Consider the following 17,176-nt stretch of genomic DNA (forward strand, 5'->3'; position numbering starts at 1 on the left):
TCCTCGAGGAACTTTAAGGTATTCTACCCCCGGATTTGCGTCCAGAAGCAACGCCAAGCCTCTTGTTAAATGGTGCGGATGCGACGCATTATTGTGGTCAAAACCTTGCCCAGAAGGCAGTCACTACATAGATTCACCAGACTGTACTGCACCGTTTTAAGGAGTCGTTTTATGTCTTTCAATTGGAAAGAGTTTGATCTGTACAATCCAACACCTGAACACGCAATGTTGCGTGAAACTTTGAAGGCTTTCACTGAAGCTGAGATCGAACCTCAGGCGCATGAACACGACCGCAGTGAAAAATTCAATTTGGAGCTTTTCCGCAAAGTCGGGGAACTGGGGCTTTTGGGTATCACGGTTCCTGAACAATTCGGCGGTGCCGGGATGGATGCAACTGCAGCCACGATCGTTCACGAAGAATTTTCAGCTGCAGATCCGGGCTTCTGCCTGGCTTACCTAGCGCACTCCATGCTGTGTGTGAACAATATTGCCGTGAACGGCAGTGATGAACAACGTCACCGCGTTTTACCAAAACTATGTTCTGGTGAATGGGTGGGTTCCATGGCGATGTCTGAGCCTGCAATCGGCACCGACGTTCTGGGCATGCAGACGACAGCGGTAAAAAAAGGTAACGAGTACATCATCAACGGCCGCAAAATGTGGATCACCAACGGAACTATCGATGAAAACAACACTCCGTGTGATCTGGTGCTGGTTTACGCTCGCACCGGAGAAAAGCACGGTCGTGCTTTGATCTCCACTTTCCTGGTTGAAAAAGATCACAAAGGTTTCGAAGTCGGTCAGAAGATCAAAGACAAACTGGGCATGCGTGGGTCCAACACCGCGGAACTTGTGTTCCAGGACTGTCACGTTCCGGCAAGTGCACTGATCGGTCACGAAGGTGATTCCATGCTGCACATGATGCGCAACCTGGAAATCGAGCGCCTGACTTTGGCTGCGATGAGCCTGGGTATTGCCCGTCGCTCTATCGAAATCATGAACCGTTACGCGACAGAGCGTGAGGCCTTCGGTAAATCTTTGAACCACTTCGGTCAAATGCAGCGTTATATCGCTGATTCCTATGCTGAATACAAAGCGGCTCGTGCTTATGTTTACGAAACAGCACGCCGTATGGACTTGAACAAAGAAGGCAACCGTCTGGATTCTGACGGTGTTAAGCTTGTGGCGACAACCATGGCGAAAAACGTGGCCGACCGCGCGATCCAGGTTCTGGGTGGTTACGGTTACGTGGGCGAATACGTGGTGGAAAGACTTTGGAGAGACGCGAAGTTGCTTGAGATCGGTGGCGGGACTTTGGAAGCCCACCAGAAAAACATCACTCGCGACCTGGCAAAAAATCCGGAAGCTCTTTACAAATAGTCCTGTCTACCGAGGTCAGAATGTTCCCATACGGGCCCGAACTTGAAATCAATGCCAATCTTCGCGTGAACTACCAGTTGGTGCTGGAGAAGATAGGGCCCCTGCTGACAGACGAACGCCGCCAGAAGATCGAAAAAGTGGTGGCGCTTCGCAATTTTGACACAGCCGTGGTGCTTGAGGGCATCTATGACCGGGGCAATATCTCTGCCGTGATGAGATCTGCCGAGGGTCTTGGTTTTGGCAATTTCCACGTCATTGAAACCCAGGAAAAATTCAAAGAAGCCAATCGTGTCACCCAAGGGGCTGACAAGTGGGTCGAAGTCAAAAAATGGAAAAAGACTGCGGACTGTGTGAAGGCTTTGAAGAATCAGGGTTACAAAATCTATGTGACCCATCTGGATGCGAACGCGAAACCTCTGCACGAAATTGATTTCAGCGGCAAGACGGCGCTGGTGCTGGGGAACGAGCGTGACGGTGTGACCCCTGAAATGATTGCAGCGGCTGATCAGACTATCATCATTCCCATGACAGGCTTTGTGCAAAGTTTCAATATTTCCGTGGCCGGTGCTTTGGGGCTTTATCATATCTCCCAGGACCGCTTGAAACGCCGTGGAACCAACGCGTCCCTGACGGAAGAAGAGCAGGGGATCTTGCGGGCTCACTATTACATGAGAACCCAAGACAGCGCGGCCCAGTATCTGGAAGAGATGTTTTCCCGGGGCACTCTTAAATCCTGACTTCAAACTTGTGTCGCCCTTTAATTTCCAATAACCTTATTGGAAAGAAAGGGGACCCCCATGAAGAAACTGCTTTTGCTTCCCGTTCTGTTTGCGGTTGCCGCCTGTGCGGAAAAGACCGTAAGCCTTAAGCCGGATAAACCGGTCAGCACTAAAATTCCTTTTTTCATGACAAGGCCTCAGCCGACAACTCCGGTAGAGCTGGTGTTTGATAAAGACCATGCAGCGCCAAAGCCCATGAATTATCGCAAGAGTGATTCTTTGCGAATGTCCGGAAGTGCCACGTTCAGTCCGAAGGCGCTGAAAGAAGTCGCTAAGCCCGTTAAAAAGAACAAGGCCTCTTTGTACGTCTTTGACCTGCGCCAGGAATCCCACGGTCTGATCAATGACATCCCGGTGACCTGGTACGCCGACCGTGACTGGGCCAATGCGGATCTAAACCATGAAGAAGCTGTTCGCCGCGAACGCCGCTTGTTGGGGGATCTGCGTGTGGGGGATACGGTGGGGACGACCGCTATTCAAAGCATTGAAACCGAAGAAAGCATGATCCGCACCGGGGGCCATCAGTACGTGCGTCTGACCGTGACGGATCACGTGCGCCCGGTGGATTCTGAAGTGGATCGTTTTATTGAAAGCGTGCGCGCGCTGCCGGAAAATGCCTGGGTGCACTTCCACTGTCGTGCCGGTAAGGGGCGTACAACCACATTTATGGTTTTGTATGACATGTTAAAAAATGCCAAGACCGTTTCGTTTGATGAAATCATCAAGCGCAATACCGAACTCAGTAACGACTATGACGTGCTGACCGTGCCTGCCGATGAAAAGGACTGGAAATATCCTTATCAGAAAGAGCGTGCGGCATTCGTTACCGAGTTCTATAATTATGCCAAAGCCCATCCCAACGGAGAGGGCATGCTTTGGGGTGAGTGGGTGCTAAGATGAAATATTTGATGATGGTGGCTGTGGCCCTGGTGTTGTCAGCCTGTGCGACCAAGAAAACGAAAGATCTGGATTTTGATGATCTGCCGGCAGAAAAGAAAGCCGTAGCAAAATCGTCCAAGTCAGATAAGGCTCCCAAGGCTGACGCAAATCCTGCCGAGATGGCCCGCAACTCTGGAATCGTGGTGGACCCACAGGATCTGGCGCTCTTGGACCGCATGACCAAGGCGGTGGAACTTTACGTGCACAAAGGCAACAAAAAGGAGTTCAACACTCTTTGCAAGGACAAGCGTTTTGATTGCTTCGTGAATGACAAATACCACCCGTCAAAAAAGAAGAAAACCGCACGCGGAATTCCTCCCTATGCCAGCGGCTCTAAAATGGGCCTGCAAGGGGAGGAGCGCATTCAGCTTCGGTACGAGTTTTATCCTTAGTTTTTTCTTAAGATGATGGACTTCATCAGGGGCTCCTGATCCGGGAGCTCAAAGTCCAATCCTTGTGCCGGGGCCGGCAGAATCTTGAATGAAAAATCTTTTTTCAGTTTGTTCAGGCGCAGGTGCAGATCCCCTGTCGTCCATTTCTCGTAGTTGGTGCAGAATAGCAGCAGACCGTCTTTTTGCAGGCAGTACATGCAGTTGATCAGCAGCTCGTCAAAGTTCTTGCTGATGGAAAAGACGCCGTTTTTGGATCGCCCGAAAGAAGGTGGATCACAAACGATCATGCCAAATTTTCTTTTGCGACGGATGGTGCCCTTCAGGAACAGGATGCAGTCCTGCACCCAGAACTCGTGATTTTCCGCCTCAGGGTCAAGGCCATTGATGGTGAAGTTGTGTTTGCTCCAGTCGATGAAGTTCTGGGACACGTCCACGGTGCAGACTTCGCGTGCGCCAGCCAAAGCTGACACCACACTGAATCCACTGGTGTAAGAGAACAAATTCAAAACACTGCGGCCTTCGGCGTGATTCTTGACCCACAGGCGGTTTTCACGCTGATCCAGGAACAGGCCCGGCGACAGGCCGGTGTCGCTGCGCAGATCATAGATCACACCGTTTTCCTTGGCCTGCCAGCGCGAAGCGGTGTTGCCGATATGCCAAAGCAGCTCAGCATTCGGGTCTTCCCCGCGATTGAGCATCTTTCGGACAAGAATCTTTTTGTGATATTTCTTTGCGATTTTTTCAAAGCGCAACAAATCCTGAACCGTCGGGTCGGATTCTTTATACCAGTAAACCCACAGGTATTCGCCGTACTGGTCGATGCGGTAGGTGTCCAGCTCGCGGTGGGCAAGGCGCAGACACTCGTCAGTCAAAGTTGAAAACTTGTACATGCGCTCGCGGCGCTGGAAGGCTTCAGTCAGGATTTGCTCTTCGGGATCCGTCGTGAAGTCGTCTTCGGCCCAGCCGGGAAGTGGGGTTTCATAACGGACTTTCTGGCCATTCAGTTCAAAGCCCAACACTTGCGAGTGCAGGCACAGACGGAAATGGTTGGTGCCATTGTGATCGCTATCACCCAGAACGGCGATGCCATTGGCTTCGGCATGCAGGCGGATCTGGTGCGGTTTGCCGGTGTGAGGCACGGCTTCCCATAACTGATAAGGACCCAGGGCTTTCACCCACTTGAAACTGGTTTTGGAATTGGGCTCTTGGGTTTCGCGGCTGACGAAGACGTTTTTTTCCTTCTGGATGAAGGATTCATAGGTAAACTCCGTGCGGGCGATTTTTTTGTCGGTCAGGAAAAGGTATTTCTTTTCGACCTTGTGCTGCTCAAAGGCTTGGGTTAGCTGGGCGGCAATTTCAGAACTGGTGGCAAAGACCAAAGCGCCGGAAGTGGCTTTGTCCAGACGATGCACGGTGTAGAGCTTGCGATCCAGTTCTTCTTCATAAATTTCGACACAGCCGCGCTGACCATACTCCGGCGTATGGGTGTTCAGACCTGCAATCTTGTCAACGAAGATGCAGCCCGCTATTTCGGTGTGTTGAAGCTTAATTATCCGTGTCATCCGACTACTATAATTCGGTTTTTATTGTGGGTCACTGGGAGATTCGTTAGAACTTATAGCTGGACCTCGCCGCTCAGACAGTCCTCGTTCGTGTTTTTTTGGCGGTGGCTTCGCGGAGGGTGTTTTGCCTCACTGCGGAACTCGCGTCGATGTCCAGCTATAAGTTCTAACGAATCTAACGGAGGCCTTTGTTTTTATGAAAAACCGTATTCTAGTTCTTGCTTTGATGTTGATGCCGTTTTTGGCAGGTTGTGGGATTCAATCTCTTCCTCAATCTAAGAATGCGACTGAGGCTGCTTTGGCTGAGGTCAACAATCAATACAAACGTCGGGCTGATTTGATTCCGAATCTGGTGAATGTTGTTAAGGGTTATGCCAAACACGAAGAGGCTACTTTGACAGCGGTGACGGAAGCTCGTGCCAAAGCGACGGCTATGCAGATTGATCCTTCCAAAGTGACGCCTGAGCAGTTGGCGAAATTCCAACAGGCGCAAAGTGGCTTGTCTCAAGCTTTGGGTCGTTTGATGGTGGTGTCTGAGCAGTATCCTCAGTTGAAAGCGGATCAGAACTTCCGTGATCTTCAGGCGCAGTTGGAAGGCACTGAAAACCGCATCACAATTGCTCGCCAAAGATACATCGAGTCTATCAACGTGTTTAACAACCAGGTCAGCGTTCCGCCGACAAGCTGGACAAATGCGATCATGTATCACTTCGAAAAAATGCCTCAGTGGGACATGACTCCGGAAGAAAAGGCTTCTGCTGAAAAAGCTCCGGAAGTGAAGTTCTAGTTTGTCAGGGAACATGCGTTTACTGACAGTTTCCTTTTTTGCTTTCTTCTTGGCCCTGGGTGTTTCCGCCCGGGCTGAGTTTAAGGTTCCTACGCTGACCGGTCCGGTGATGGACGAGGTGGGCTATCTTTCCCGCAATGATCGTCAAGAGCTGATGCAGCTTCTTTATGACTTCAACAAACGCGGGGTCGCTCAAGTTCAGGTTTTGATCGTTCCCACTTTGGATGGCACGCCCATCGAGATGGCGTCCATTGCTGTCACTGACAAGTGGAAGCTCGGGGATGAGAAAAAAGACAACGGCGTTTTGTTCCTGATTGCCGCGAATGATCGCAAGCTGCGCATCGAAGTCGGGCAGGGCCTTGAAGGTGCCATTCCCGATGTGATCGCCAGCCGGATCATTCGTGATCAGGTGGTGCCGTTGTTCCGCGCCCGTCAGTTTTCGGCCGGGATCGTTCTGGGTACGCACGAAATCCTGCGTCTGGCGGATAAAGAGTTCGCAGAACAAAACGGATTGCAGGAAGGTGTTCCTGCAAAAAGTGACCGTGACGGTTCCGGCGGTGATATTCCCATTGGTGTGATCATCATTCTCTTCATCATTATTTCTATCCTGGGTCGCTTTGGTGGCGGTCGTGGACGTCATCTTCGTGGTGGCGGCTGGGGCGGTGGCTATGGCGGCGGTGGGGGATGGTCTTCCGGTGGCGGCGGAGGCGGCTGGTCCGGAGGCGGCGGTGGCTTCAGCGGCGGGGGATCATCCGGCAGTTGGTAAACCAAGCTCTCGGGGCTGCAACTTGGGGAAAGGCTCTTTGCCTTACCCGCTTCGGACAGTCCTCGCTCTTGGTTTTCTGTGGTGGCTGCCGCTGGGTTTTTGGTGTTCGCTTGCGGAACTTGCGAGCAAGGCAAAGAGCCTTTCCCCAAGTCGCAGACGAGGCCTGGCTTACAACCTAGGATTCTCCTTTTTGCTTAAAGCCTAGCCTTGGGTGTTGAAGTCGTTTTGGCGGGTTTTTGGAAACGTAATTGTTTTTTTGAGGGAACTTTATGAGTTGGATTAATAAATATCTTTCTGAGGCGGATCTTGCGCGGATTGAGGCTTCTATTTCCAAGGTGGAAGAAACCACTTCGGGAGAGATTGTTCCTGTAATTGTTCGTCGGTCCTCAGCGGTGGGGCATGTGCCTTTGACGCTGACTTTGCTTTTGACTCTGCTTTTGGTCATTGTTGAGTTTCCGTTCAGTGACTGGTTGTGGGTGACTCCTTGGGTTTACCTGTGGCCGGTGATTGTTGTGGTCTTCTTTGGTCTTTCGCAGGTGTTGGCCAAGTCCAAGTGGATTCAGAAAGTGTTTGTGCCTGAAAAGGACGAGCTGGATTCAGTTCATCGTCGTGCTCATCTGGAATTTTATCTGAACCGCATTCATCGCACTGAAAACGGGACGGGGGTTTTGATCTTCGTTTCAGTGATGGAAAAAAAGGCGGTCGTGCTGGCGGATGAAGGCATTTCCAAAAAGCTTCCGAAAGAACACTGGGACGATATCCTGGGTATGCTTGGTAAACATCTGCATGACGGCAAGTGGGCGGATGGATTTGTAGCGGCGATTGAAGCCTGCGGCAAGGACCTTCAAACTCACTTCCCGGTCAATTCTGGTAAAGCCAACGAACTTAAAAATCATCTTATCGTCAAAGATATCTGATCGGCCCCGGTCTCACCCCGATTTTTTCCGAGGTGGGACGACGTGATCCACCAGACGAAAAGCTTTGGCCTCGTCGGCAGTCATATAGTGGTCGCGCTCCATGATCTGTTCTAAATGTTCAACCTTTTGCCCCGTGTGTGCGGCATAGATCCCTGTCATTTTCTTCTTTGTTCGCACAAGCTCGCGTGCATGAATTTCGATATCGGTCACCTGACCGCCAAGGCCCCCATCCCCCAGGTGCGGCTGATGTAACAGAATACGACTGTTCGGCATCGCGTGGCGCTTTCCGGGGGTGCCGGCCATTAGTAAAAATGACCCCATGCTGGCAGCCATTCCCAGGCAGTAAGTGGCAACATCGCATTTTATAAACTGCATGACATCATAAATGGCCAGCCCGGCGGAGACAGACCCTCCAGGGGAGTTAATGTAAAGATGAATGTCTTTGTCAGGATCATTCACTTCCAAAAACAGCAGTTGCGCACAAAGGGACATCGCAACTTCGTCATTCACCACGGAACCCAGTATGACAATACGGTCTTTCAAAAGTCGGGAATAGATTTCATAACTGCGTTCCCCGGCGGACGTTGACTCAATAACGAACGGATTGATGGCCATAAGCACCTCCGCAGTTGATAATAAGTAAATATCCATTTACTATCTAGAACTATGGCTAGACCTAAAAAGACCAGTGATTCCGAAGTACTGTCCGCCGCTTTTGATGTCATTGCCCGGGAGGGTTTCGAATCATTTACTTTCGAGCAAGTCGCCAGGGCGACCCATCTTTCCCCGGCAGCCTTGGTGAAAAGATTTAAAAGCAAAAAACAAATGGCATTTCTGGCCCGCAACCAGAAGTGGGATGAGAATCTGGGGCGGGTGAATGCAGAAAAAATTCTGCAACTGAACGGACTGACTGGTCTGTTTGAATTTCTACGCTTGATCGCCAAAAGCGTGGATTCGGACCGCTTGGGGGAACATCTCCGCTGGCTGGGAACCGAAGCTGAAGACCCCAAAGCGCGAAAAAAGGTCGCCGCCTATTTTGGAGAAACCAGAAAAATCATCCAGCGCCTGTTGGAGGAAGCTGTCGCCCGGAAAGAGCTGAAAAAAATCCCGGACGTCAAAGACTACGCCATGACTCTGGAAGCCCTTATCCAAGGGGCTATTTTTCAATTCGGGTTTTTAAATGAAAAAGGCATCCAAAAACACCTGACAAGCCGCATGACATCCGCTTTACGCCCTTACTTGGAACACGACACAGATTTCGTGAATTTGTAATGACGCCACGTTGCGCTAGCCCAAACCTTGCGTTCTTCCGGGCTTCATTGATAGTCTGAGGCCCTCTGTGCAGTCGTAGTTCAATGGATAGAGCACTTGGCTTCGAACCAAGGGGTTGCAGGTTCGAGTCCTGCCGACTGCACCATCCTTTTTAGCGCTGGCACAACTGCCGACTGCACCCCTTGTCGTTGGGGGATTTATTTAAGAGTGCTTAGGCCTTTAGAAGAACAAACTAAGTCAAAACAGTCGTCTTGGCCAAACTGAATGCCCGCGATTTTGATGTTGTTATGGGGGCCACAGATGGAGCCTGTGTATCGTTGGCGACCTGTTTTATCAAGATTCAAAGCTACGTCATCGGTTTCAATATAAAGGTCTTTATTAAAGCCAATTCCTTCGTCTTCCATTTTGCCTTCGCGACCGACCAACCAAGCGCGAGTAGCAATAGTATTTACTCCTGAATCAGTTTTAGCTGCTAACACGCCAAATGCGCTGCCAAAGCCATCGCCAGTAACATCAATAAGGCTGATCAAAACTTCACGACCAGCGCCATCTACGCCAGTGCAGTTAACTTGAACATTGCCTGCAGAAGCATAAGAGGTCACAAGCGTTGTAAAAATCATCGAGATAATTGTTTTCATCTGTAAGTCTCCTGGAATTACTGAGCAAGGAACTCGTTGATAATCTGATCTGCAGAGTCTTGTGAATACTCATGTGACAAAAGCAGCTGGGATAAATTGTAAATCTCTTCGTTACTTAAACGAGACTTTACACATTTGTCAGTCACTAGTGCTTCAACTGTTTTTACTTCGATAACTTTATAAGGGAGATCAATAATTCTGAGTTGTTCAATTTGGGCTACGGTTTTCTTCGATGCAGTACAATCCTTGTTCGCAGCGAATGCCGAAGTCGAAGCTAAAATGAAAATAATAGATGCAAATACGGATTTCACAGAACCTCCTGCAGGCATGAATTAAAAGTATTCAAACAGATCGAATATACTTTAACCTGAGAGATCCTTCTTAAAATTTGCCAGAGGATGAAAATCTTCCAGGACTGTATTCTTAATGGACAGTCGAACCCTTTCTTCTTTAACGAGGCCTGGTTAAGCTCTACAAGGCGTTTTTCAGTTTTCCTTTTAGGAATTTGATGAAGACGTCGGCTCTCAATGATAACTGCGCGTTTTTGTAATAGATGGCGTGGATTTGCTCTTTTTGTTCCACGGCGGCGCCGGGCAGGACTTGAACCAAGTCGCCGCTTTCGCGTTCGGGGATTGTCATGAAGTCGCCAAGGCAGGCGATACCGACACCGCTTTTAACCAAGCGAAGAATTGTTTCTCCGCTGGAGGCGCTGAATTTTGCCTTGATAGGGTAGCGGGTGCCACCGCTGTATTTAAGCGGCCAATGGTTCAGCTTTTGGGGATCGGTAAAACCAATCAGGATATGATTCTGCAGGTCCTCGACACTTTTGGGGGTGCCATAGGCTTTCAGATACTGGGGACTCGCCAGAACTCGTCTTCGGCTTTGTCCCAGGCTGACAGCATGAAGGGACGAATCTGCAAGTTCTCCAATTCGAATGGCGACATCGATTCTGTTTTCGATCAGGTCAATATTGCGTTCACTGTTAAACAGCTCCACCTGTACTTCCGGGTACAGTTTGTGGAACTCATTCAGGTAAGGCACCACCGAATGCAGAATAAACGGCGAGGCTGAATCAATACGCAGAACCCCTGACGGAGTGCTTTTGGAGCCCACGGATTCTTCGGCGTTTTCCAGGGCCTGAATGACTTCCCGGGAGCTTTGCAGAAATCTTTCACCCTCCGCAGTCAGATCAAGTTTACGTGTGGTTCTTCTTAGCAGCGTCACTCGCAGCTTTTTTTCCAGTCGGGCCAGGGTGCGGCTGATTCCGGAAGGAGTTTGATTCAGCTCCTCAGCGGCGGCGCTGATAGAGCCTGTGTCCACAATCGTTATAAAGGTTTGCAGCTCGTCCAGGGTTGTTTTCATTATTGACTCCGAATCAAATATATTTTGCCCATTCGTGACTAAATGAGCAACCCCAATCCTGATAGATTGGTGGTTATACAAGGAGGCTCAAATGCCTTTAGCAATATACGCACTGATGATCGGAGCGTTTGGAATTGGAACGACTGAATTTGTGATTATGGGATTGTTGCCCCAAATGGCCAAGGACCTGGGGGTGAGTCTTTCGTCAGCGGGACTGCTGGTCAGTGGTTATGCCCTGGGGGTGGCGATCGGGGCACCCGTGCTGTCACTGCTTTCTGCGAAGTGGCCAAAGAAGCGCGCGCTGGTGATTTTGATGGCGATCTTCACTCTGGGGAATCTGATTTGCGCCCTTGCGCCCAGTTATTCCATCTTGATGATCGCGCGGGTGTTAACATCCTTTGCGCACGGAACATTCTTTGGAATCGGATCAGTGCTTGCCACCAGTCTTGTAAAACCAAATCAAAGGGCCACGGCGATTGCTTTGATGTTTACCGGGCTGACCCTGGCGAACGTTTTGGGAGTTCCCTTTGGCACCTGGCTTGGTCAAAATTACGGATGGCATGCGACATTCTGGGCGGTGACTGCAGTGGGACCTTTGGCGATGGCGGCGTTGATCTTCTTTGTTCCTGCACAGAAAGAAACAGGTGATGCGGCAGGTATGGGTAAAGAAATCAGTGTTGTGATGAAACCGCAGGTTTTGCTAAGTCTGCTGTTGACTGTCTTTGGCTTCGCCGGGGTATTTGCCGTTTTCACTTACATTGCACCTATTCTGACGGACGTATCAGGGTTTGCAGTGGCGTCCGTTTCACCGATTCTGTTGCTGTTTGGTGCGGGGCTGGTCGTGGGAAATATTGTCGGTGGCAAGTGGGCGGATAAACACCTGAATCGCACTTTGGTGGGAACTCTGTTGTTGCTGTCTCTGGTTTTGTTCGGGTTCACTTTCCTGATGGGTTATAAGCTGGCGGCATTGGCTTTGGTCACTCTGCTGGGCTTTGCTGGTTTTGCGACCGTTCCGCCACTGCAAATGCGGGCGCTGGAACATGCGGCGGAAGCTCCGACCTTGGTGTCCGCTCTTAACATTGCTGCCTTCAATCTGGGTAATGCGCTTGGCGCCTGGGCAGGGGGAGTTTCCATCGATAATGGAAATCTGATAACGACAGCCTGGACGGCGCTGGGTATTTCATTGCTGGCCACACTGGTTGCTTACATCAGCGGAAAAGCAAGTGCGGGTTCGGTGGTGGTGAAGGCTGATCGAAGCCTGCTGGGACACTGACGCGGCAAAGGTCCGACCTGGCCCGTGTCTTAAAATGAGACCGTCCATTGAGAAAAAGATGAGGATAAGAGAGCACCTCGAGTTTATCCTCATTTTTTACTCAAATTTCTTGTCAGGGATTTTGCTGTTTAGGCTCTCAAATATGAGGCCGATAAGATGATATGCAATTTATCTTTCTGATCGTCTTAGTTTTGATAAATGCTGGCTGTTCTATTGATGCCAGTTTGATTGATGGCTCTAGCATTCAGGCGCCCAGTTCTCCAGGGCCTGGGCTTGGAAAAACCTCAGCATCCACTTACTGCTTAAACGGCAGGTACGAGGCCCCGATAAATTTGGGGCAGGATGATTATTTGCTGGTAGGGCAGTTCACTCAGGCCGGCGTTTGCGGCTTTCCCATTTTTGGAGCAGATCTGAGCACTGCAGCGGCACGTCCCGTGATCACCGGTGACGTCAGACAATCCATCCCCGATGGCGAGGGTGGATTCTTTGTCTCGGGAGAATTTACGGATGTGGATGGTGTCAGTCGTCCCGGCTTAGCCCGCCTGAAGGCCAATGGTTCGTTAGACGAAGACTTTAGACCTTTCAGCAATCTCGCGAAAGCTCCAGAGTTGGGAAATACCAAATTAGCCCTGGCGGACGGGAAGCTTTACGTCGTCGGTTCTTTTAACAGCATAAGCAATCCCTTCGGTTCGATCGTGAATGCAACGACCGGTGCCTCCCTGTGGGCCTCGGGCCTTCGTTTCAATAATAAAGTCCTTGCGTCAACCAGCGACGGGGCCGGTGGACTGTATATTGCCGTTACCGGATCTTACCAAACCGCGGAGGTTTCGGGGGTGATTCATTTGCTGGCCGACGGCAGTTTGGATCCCAATTTCCAGAATAGCGTTTTTGGCAATATCACGGTGCTGGCCCACGATCCGGCTAGCAACGTGCTTTATGTTGGTGGTTCCAATCTAAGCAGTAGCGGCGTAACGATGAGTTCTATTCTGGCCTACAACGCCACGACGGGTGCGGTTATCACGACGTGGAATCCGTGGCTGGATCCCATTTACACTGAGCTTACTGGAATTGCCGTTTCGGCAACCAAGGTGTACGTGACGCGCGTGAATTCCTACAACAGCCCCACTTCGGGCCTTATTGCCATCAACAAATCCACCGGAGTCATTTCCTGGCAAAAGTCCACAACGTTCCGATCCGGTTTTTACGGAGTTGCCTTTGACGGGACCTACGTTCATGCCGTCGGCGCCTTCACGTCCGTGGGTGGAGTCGGTCGTAACTTTATGGCAAAGTTCGATGAAAACGGAAATCTTCAGGCCAATCCCGCAAGTGTTCCCAATAGCGAGCTCAACAGCGTTCATTACGCTGCCGGGCACCTTTATATCGGTGGCCGTTTCACTTCCGTTGGTGCCACGAGCGCTCATGGGATTGCCCGCTACAACACCAGTGACATGTCGCTGGACACCACATGGGTTCCGAACCCTGTAAATGCCAGCACCCTGGGGACGGTTTCAGGCATCGTGCATGACGGGGCCGGGACACTTTACGTTTATGGTGATTTTTCTGCTATCGGTGGCAAGGTCATGTCCGGTGTGGCTGCCATCACAACAACGGGTGCAGGCACTGTTAAGGACTGGGATCTGATGATTGCCGGCGGTGAAAGTGCTCCGGTGAACACGGTGGCTGTGGGTGCGGGAGGCGTCTTTGTGGGAGGCACCTTCCAAAGTATCGGCGCACCGGTGATTCGCAATCTGGCGGTGCTGGATTCTGAATCAGGTGAGGCTGAAATATTTGACTCGAAAATCCTGGGAGGACAAGTCCTGTCGATGGCCTTGTCCGGGGACCAGCAGACTCTTTATCTTGCCGGGGACTTCAGTTCAGTCAGAGGACAGCAACGTCTGGGACTGGCTTCAATCAGACTCAGTGATCTTGAGCTGACGACGTGGGCACCGGTCACGGCAAGGGGAACCTTTGATGAAGTTCGCCATATTCAGGAATACGATGACATAGTTTATATCTCCGGTTACTTCAGTCAGCCTCTGGGCTTGAACATGCAGGTTCGCGAGGACTATGCGGCGATTGACCTGACGGCGAACGTGATTCCTTGGGTGCCAGCCCTGACCGACCCTTATGACATTACGGACTTCATCATCAGAGATGGAGTTCTGTATACGATGGGCCGTCTGAGCTCTGGAACGAATAAAAATCTTGCCGCCTATGACTTGAAGACTGGCGGGGGGCTGATGACCCTGGGCCGGGACTTTGTAGGTTCCTTTCCACACTCGCTGGTTGAGCATTATGGTAAGATTTATGTCACCAGCGGCGCGGATCTCGTACGACTGGAAAGCGACGGCACCGCCACGGTGGTCAAGACCCTTTCAAGCCTCATCGGCACGCTGAGTGTCAGTGGTGGCAACCTTCTGGTGACCGCGAACGACTTGGGTGGACCTGATCGCAACGGCATGGTCATTGTGAATTCTAAGGATGGCAGTTTATCTAGCTGGGTCCCTTCGACTCCAATGCAACCTGAATTCCAGCAAATCAATGCCGCTGCCCGGATCGGGGACTATCTTTATGTCGGTGGTCGTGGCGACAACCCGATGGGCGCGACTGTGGGAAAATTGCTTGTTGCAAATATTAAGACAGGTGCGCAGCAGATTCTGGAAGTCGATGGCACCGTCAAAAGTTTTGAGGCGGTCGGTGAGGTTATGTATGTGGCCGGTGCTTTTTACGAGATCGACGGGCAAAGCCGATCCCATGTCGCGTCCTTCGTGAATGGCCAACTGACAAGTTGGCACCCAGAGCCGGATAACAATGTCGACTTCATCAAGTACCATCAGGGGGTGGTCTATATTGGTGGTGAATTTGTGGAAGTTGACGGGAATATGCGACAAGGGCTGGCAGCATTTGATGCCTCGACCGGAGCTTTGTTGGCATGGGACCCTTTTGCGGGGCACGACTGGGGCTACTTTGCGCGGGCAAACGTGGTGGGGAGTAAGATTTACATCTTGTATGAAGCTGAAAAAAATGGCGACTATGAATTCGGCTTGCTGACCGTGCAGACGGATTCGATGCTGGTCGGTTTATGGGCCCTTCCTGACGATGCAGACTTTAATGACTGGTATGTTCAGGACGGAAAATTCTATTACTGGAGTCCGGACTCGGAGTTCCCGGTGGCCCTGGATATGGTGACCGGGCAGACATCCGAAATTTCATGGGAGCTGTCTTCTTATGAGATGAACATCACTCCATATGGAATCATCTGGGGCCAGCCCTCCTCCGGCATGGCCTTGATGGATGTCCAAACCGGCAAAGCAAAGTTGGTTCTTAAAGAAGTCGAGGGCGCAGTACTTGAACTGTAAACCGATCAGCAGCCCGAAGCTTCCATGATAATCGTATAGATAGTACCAGTGAAGGTATCGATGATCAGCAGGGCCGCGTATTGTCCGCCACACTGAACGGCCCCCACGGGGCCAACGCCATACTGAATGCCTTTAAGTTCATTCAGCAAAGAAAAGGCATGTTGGGCCTTCATATAGTTGTCAGCGAAAACCACTTTGTCGGCTGAGTTATTGTCACTGTATTCCAGACGCTGCTCCAGCACTGAAATCACATAAGATTTTGCGCCCTCGAGAGTGTCCATGCCCCATTTGGTAGAGTCACCTTCCCAGGCGCTGTTGTCATTAACCCAGTTAAAGTCCTCTGCGGATTCCAGCGCGCCTTCCTTGATCCCATATTCAATCATCATGGCTTTGATGTCTTTGTTAGGCTGAACCTGAGTCACCTTGGATTCTTCGGTGATAGAGGTCAGGATCTCCAGCGCATATTGCAGTTTGCGGGAAGTATAGTTGGCGTCTTTGGCAAATGAGTTGATGGATAACAGCATGGTCATGGTAAAAATAAGTGCTTTCAATTTCGGCTCCGGTGGGGGTTGATGAAGATGCTTATAGAGGTTTCAAAGACATAAGTTAAATTTATAAAAAATTAGTTAATATACGCGGAAAGAATGATGTTCTTTGCGGGGCTGTCTTTCCAGCATTTGTTTGATTCCTGAGGCCCCTCATAGCATCCTTTAAAGGCAAGGAGTGCGGTGATGAGTTCCAAAAATGCCAAAGTCGATGCCTTTATCAAGTCTGAAAAGAAGTGGAAAGACGAAGTACAGCTTATACGCCAGATTGCTTTGGACAGCGGTTTGACGGAGGACTTCAAATGGAGCCTGCCTTGTTATCTGCATGGGGATAAGAATATTGCCATCATCCAGAATTTTAAAAACTCCTGCGCCCTGATGTTCTTTCAGGGGAGTGAGCTTAAAGATGCCAAAAAACTGCTGAAGGCACCCGGGGCGAACTCTCAGTCTGCCAGACGTTTTGAATTCACCAGCGTGGCAGATATTACGAAAGTGAAGGCGGCCATTCGTTCCTATATCAAGGAAGCCGTCAAGATTTCTGAATCTGAAGTGAAAACCGAAAAGAAGCAGGCAAAGATGCCGGTGATGCCTGCAGAATTGAAACAGGCCCTGGATAAAAACAAGAAGCTGAAAGCGGCTTTTGAAAAACTGACCCCGGGTCGCCAGCGCCTGTACCTGATGCATATTGAATCAGCCAAACAGGCGGCCACCCGGACTTCCAGAGTGGAAAAGTGCATCCCCCGCATTTTGCAGGGGTTGGGGCTGAACGACCGCTAAGGCAGCGGATTGCAGTATCCGGAAAGATGCACGCGATAGTTCTTGTCTGACGTGAAGATATTCAGTGTTCCTGTCTGATAACCCTCGCGCTGGCACAGGAAGGCGATACGGTATCGGCAGGACAGGCCCGATCGAAGCTGTGTGGGACAATCACTGGCGACAAAGAAGCTGTCGGCTGAAATTGTATGTGAAATGTCATAAATGGTCCCAGAACTGTAATTAGTCAAAAGCATATCTTTTGAGCGTTCCGATCCCACCATCTGCATTCCAAAATCCATGCGAGATTCAACTTGCGCCGAAGCTGCAATTGGTGAAAGCAAGGCAAAGAACATCAAAGTTTTCAGACACTTCATAAGAACCTCCCAAGGTGACAATTCATTGGGCCTGCGCATGGATTTTCAGTCAAACTTTTGGCGGGGAAGCAGAAA

18 protein-coding genes and 1 tRNA gene are annotated in these 17,176 nt (G+C 50.5%); 12 read left to right on the forward strand and 7 right to left on the reverse strand.

The annotated features are described in order from the left end of the window. The first annotated feature begins 171 nt into the window (after positions 1–171). Genes ACZ520_RS05490 through ACZ520_RS05505 form a run of 4 tightly spaced genes read left to right on the forward strand, consistent with a single transcriptional unit; the run spans position 172 to position 3,490 of the window. A complete protein-coding gene (locus tag ACZ520_RS05490; RefSeq protein ID WP_464127718.1) occupies positions 172–1,380 on the forward strand; it encodes an acyl-CoA dehydrogenase family protein in 1,209 nt (402 codons plus the stop codon). 20 nt (positions 1,381–1,400) lie between these two features. Next, positions 1,401–2,117 (forward strand): TrmH family RNA methyltransferase, encoded by a 717-nt coding sequence (locus ACZ520_RS05495; protein WP_011163712.1) that lies wholly within the window; start codon positions 1,401–1,403, stop codon positions 2,115–2,117. A gap of 60 nt (positions 2,118–2,177) precedes the next feature. Then, positions 2,178–3,059, forward strand: coding sequence for a phosphatase domain-containing putative toxin (locus ACZ520_RS05500; RefSeq protein ID WP_088565844.1), 882 nt, complete (start codon positions 2,178–2,180; stop codon positions 3,057–3,059). After that, the gene (locus tag ACZ520_RS05505; RefSeq protein WP_464127719.1) at positions 3,056–3,490 is read left to right on the forward strand and encodes a hypothetical protein; all 435 of its coding nucleotides are present in this window, start codon (positions 3,056–3,058) and stop codon (positions 3,488–3,490) included. Before ACZ520_RS05500 ends, ACZ520_RS05505 begins: the two co-directional genes overlap by 4 nt. Here the strand turns inward: ACZ520_RS05505 and ACZ520_RS05510 are convergent. Next, positions 3,487–5,052 (reverse strand): pseudouridine synthase, encoded by a 1,566-nt coding sequence (locus ACZ520_RS05510; RefSeq protein WP_374032387.1) that lies wholly within the window; start codon positions 5,050–5,052, stop codon positions 3,487–3,489. The two genes, ACZ520_RS05505 and ACZ520_RS05510, sit on opposite strands and share 4 nt — an antisense overlap. Before the next feature lie 196 nt (positions 5,053–5,248). Here ACZ520_RS05510 and ACZ520_RS05515 point away from each other — a divergent pair, with 196 nt between their 5' ends. The 3 genes from ACZ520_RS05515 (at position 5,249) to ACZ520_RS05525 (ending at position 7,522) form a co-directional block, all read left to right on the forward strand. After that, positions 5,249–5,839, forward strand: coding sequence for a LemA family protein (locus ACZ520_RS05515; RefSeq protein WP_088565841.1), 591 nt, complete (start codon positions 5,249–5,251; stop codon positions 5,837–5,839). A 13-nt stretch (positions 5,840–5,852) separates the two neighbouring features. Then, positions 5,853–6,605, forward strand: coding sequence for a TPM domain-containing protein (locus ACZ520_RS05520; RefSeq protein WP_374032388.1), 753 nt, complete (start codon positions 5,853–5,855; stop codon positions 6,603–6,605). Between the two features lie 269 nt (positions 6,606–6,874). Further along, positions 6,875–7,522, forward strand: a complete 648-nt coding sequence (locus ACZ520_RS05525) for a TPM domain-containing protein (protein ID WP_464127720.1) — start codon at positions 6,875–6,877, stop codon at positions 7,520–7,522. A 12-nt stretch (positions 7,523–7,534) separates the two neighbouring features. Here the strand turns inward: ACZ520_RS05525 and ACZ520_RS05530 are convergent, their stop codons facing one another. After that, positions 7,535–8,137, reverse strand: coding sequence for an ATP-dependent Clp protease proteolytic subunit (locus tag ACZ520_RS05530; RefSeq protein ID WP_374032391.1), 603 nt, complete (start codon positions 8,135–8,137; stop codon positions 7,535–7,537). A gap of 51 nt (positions 8,138–8,188) precedes the next feature. Here ACZ520_RS05530 and ACZ520_RS05535 point away from each other — a divergent pair, with 51 nt between their 5' ends. Continuing rightward, positions 8,189–8,794 (forward strand): TetR/AcrR family transcriptional regulator, encoded by a 606-nt coding sequence (locus ACZ520_RS05535; protein ID WP_374035232.1) that lies wholly within the window; start codon positions 8,189–8,191, stop codon positions 8,792–8,794. Positions 8,795–8,863: 69 nt separating this feature from the next. Then, positions 8,864–8,939: transfer RNA gene (locus ACZ520_RS05540), tRNA-Arg, on the forward strand. A gap of 52 nt (positions 8,940–8,991) precedes the next feature. Here ACZ520_RS05540 and ACZ520_RS05545 read toward each other — a convergent pair. The 3 genes from ACZ520_RS05545 to ACZ520_RS05555 form a co-directional block, all read right to left on the reverse strand. Beyond that, positions 8,992–9,432 carry a hypothetical protein gene (locus ACZ520_RS05545; RefSeq protein WP_374032393.1) on the reverse strand — a complete coding sequence of 147 codons (441 nt, stop codon included), beginning with the start codon at positions 9,430–9,432 and terminating at the stop codon, positions 8,992–8,994. 17 nt (positions 9,433–9,449) lie between these two features. After that, the gene (locus ACZ520_RS05550; RefSeq protein WP_374032394.1) at positions 9,450–9,743 is read right to left on the reverse strand and encodes a hypothetical protein; all 294 of its coding nucleotides are present in this window, start codon (positions 9,741–9,743) and stop codon (positions 9,450–9,452) included. Between the two features lie 160 nt (positions 9,744–9,903). After that, positions 9,904–10,794 (reverse strand): LysR substrate-binding domain-containing protein, encoded by an 891-nt coding sequence (locus ACZ520_RS05555; protein WP_374032395.1) that lies wholly within the window; start codon positions 10,792–10,794, stop codon positions 9,904–9,906. Between the two features lie 91 nt (positions 10,795–10,885). Here ACZ520_RS05555 and ACZ520_RS05560 point away from each other — a divergent pair, with 91 nt between their 5' ends. Then, complete coding sequence (locus ACZ520_RS05560; protein WP_232468649.1) at positions 10,886–12,067, forward strand: MFS transporter; 1,182 nt, start codon at positions 10,886–10,888, stop codon at positions 12,065–12,067. 161 nt (positions 12,068–12,228) lie between these two features. Next, positions 12,229–15,426: a hypothetical protein gene (locus tag ACZ520_RS05565; RefSeq protein WP_464127721.1), complete on the forward strand. Its 3,198-nt coding sequence runs from the start codon at positions 12,229–12,231 to the stop codon at positions 15,424–15,426. A 5-nt stretch (positions 15,427–15,431) separates the two neighbouring features. Here ACZ520_RS05565 and ACZ520_RS05570 read toward each other — a convergent pair whose 3' ends face one another. Then, positions 15,432–15,977 carry a hypothetical protein gene (locus ACZ520_RS05570; RefSeq protein WP_374032397.1) on the reverse strand — a complete coding sequence of 182 codons (546 nt, stop codon included), beginning with the start codon at positions 15,975–15,977 and terminating at the stop codon, positions 15,432–15,434. A gap of 180 nt (positions 15,978–16,157) precedes the next feature. Here ACZ520_RS05570 and ACZ520_RS05575 point away from each other — a divergent pair, with 180 nt between their 5' ends. Beyond that, positions 16,158–16,748 (forward strand): YdeI/OmpD-associated family protein, encoded by a 591-nt coding sequence (locus ACZ520_RS05575; protein ID WP_464127722.1) that lies wholly within the window; start codon positions 16,158–16,160, stop codon positions 16,746–16,748. On the opposite strand, the gene ACZ520_RS05580 is transcribed toward ACZ520_RS05575, so the two are convergent. Then, positions 16,745–17,101, reverse strand: coding sequence for a hypothetical protein (locus tag ACZ520_RS05580; RefSeq protein ID WP_374032399.1), 357 nt, complete (start codon positions 17,099–17,101; stop codon positions 16,745–16,747). The genes ACZ520_RS05575 and ACZ520_RS05580 overlap by 4 nt on opposite strands. Positions 17,102–17,176 lie beyond the last annotated feature (75 nt).

This window comes from Bdellovibrio sp. BIS2 (assembly GCF_055398295.1).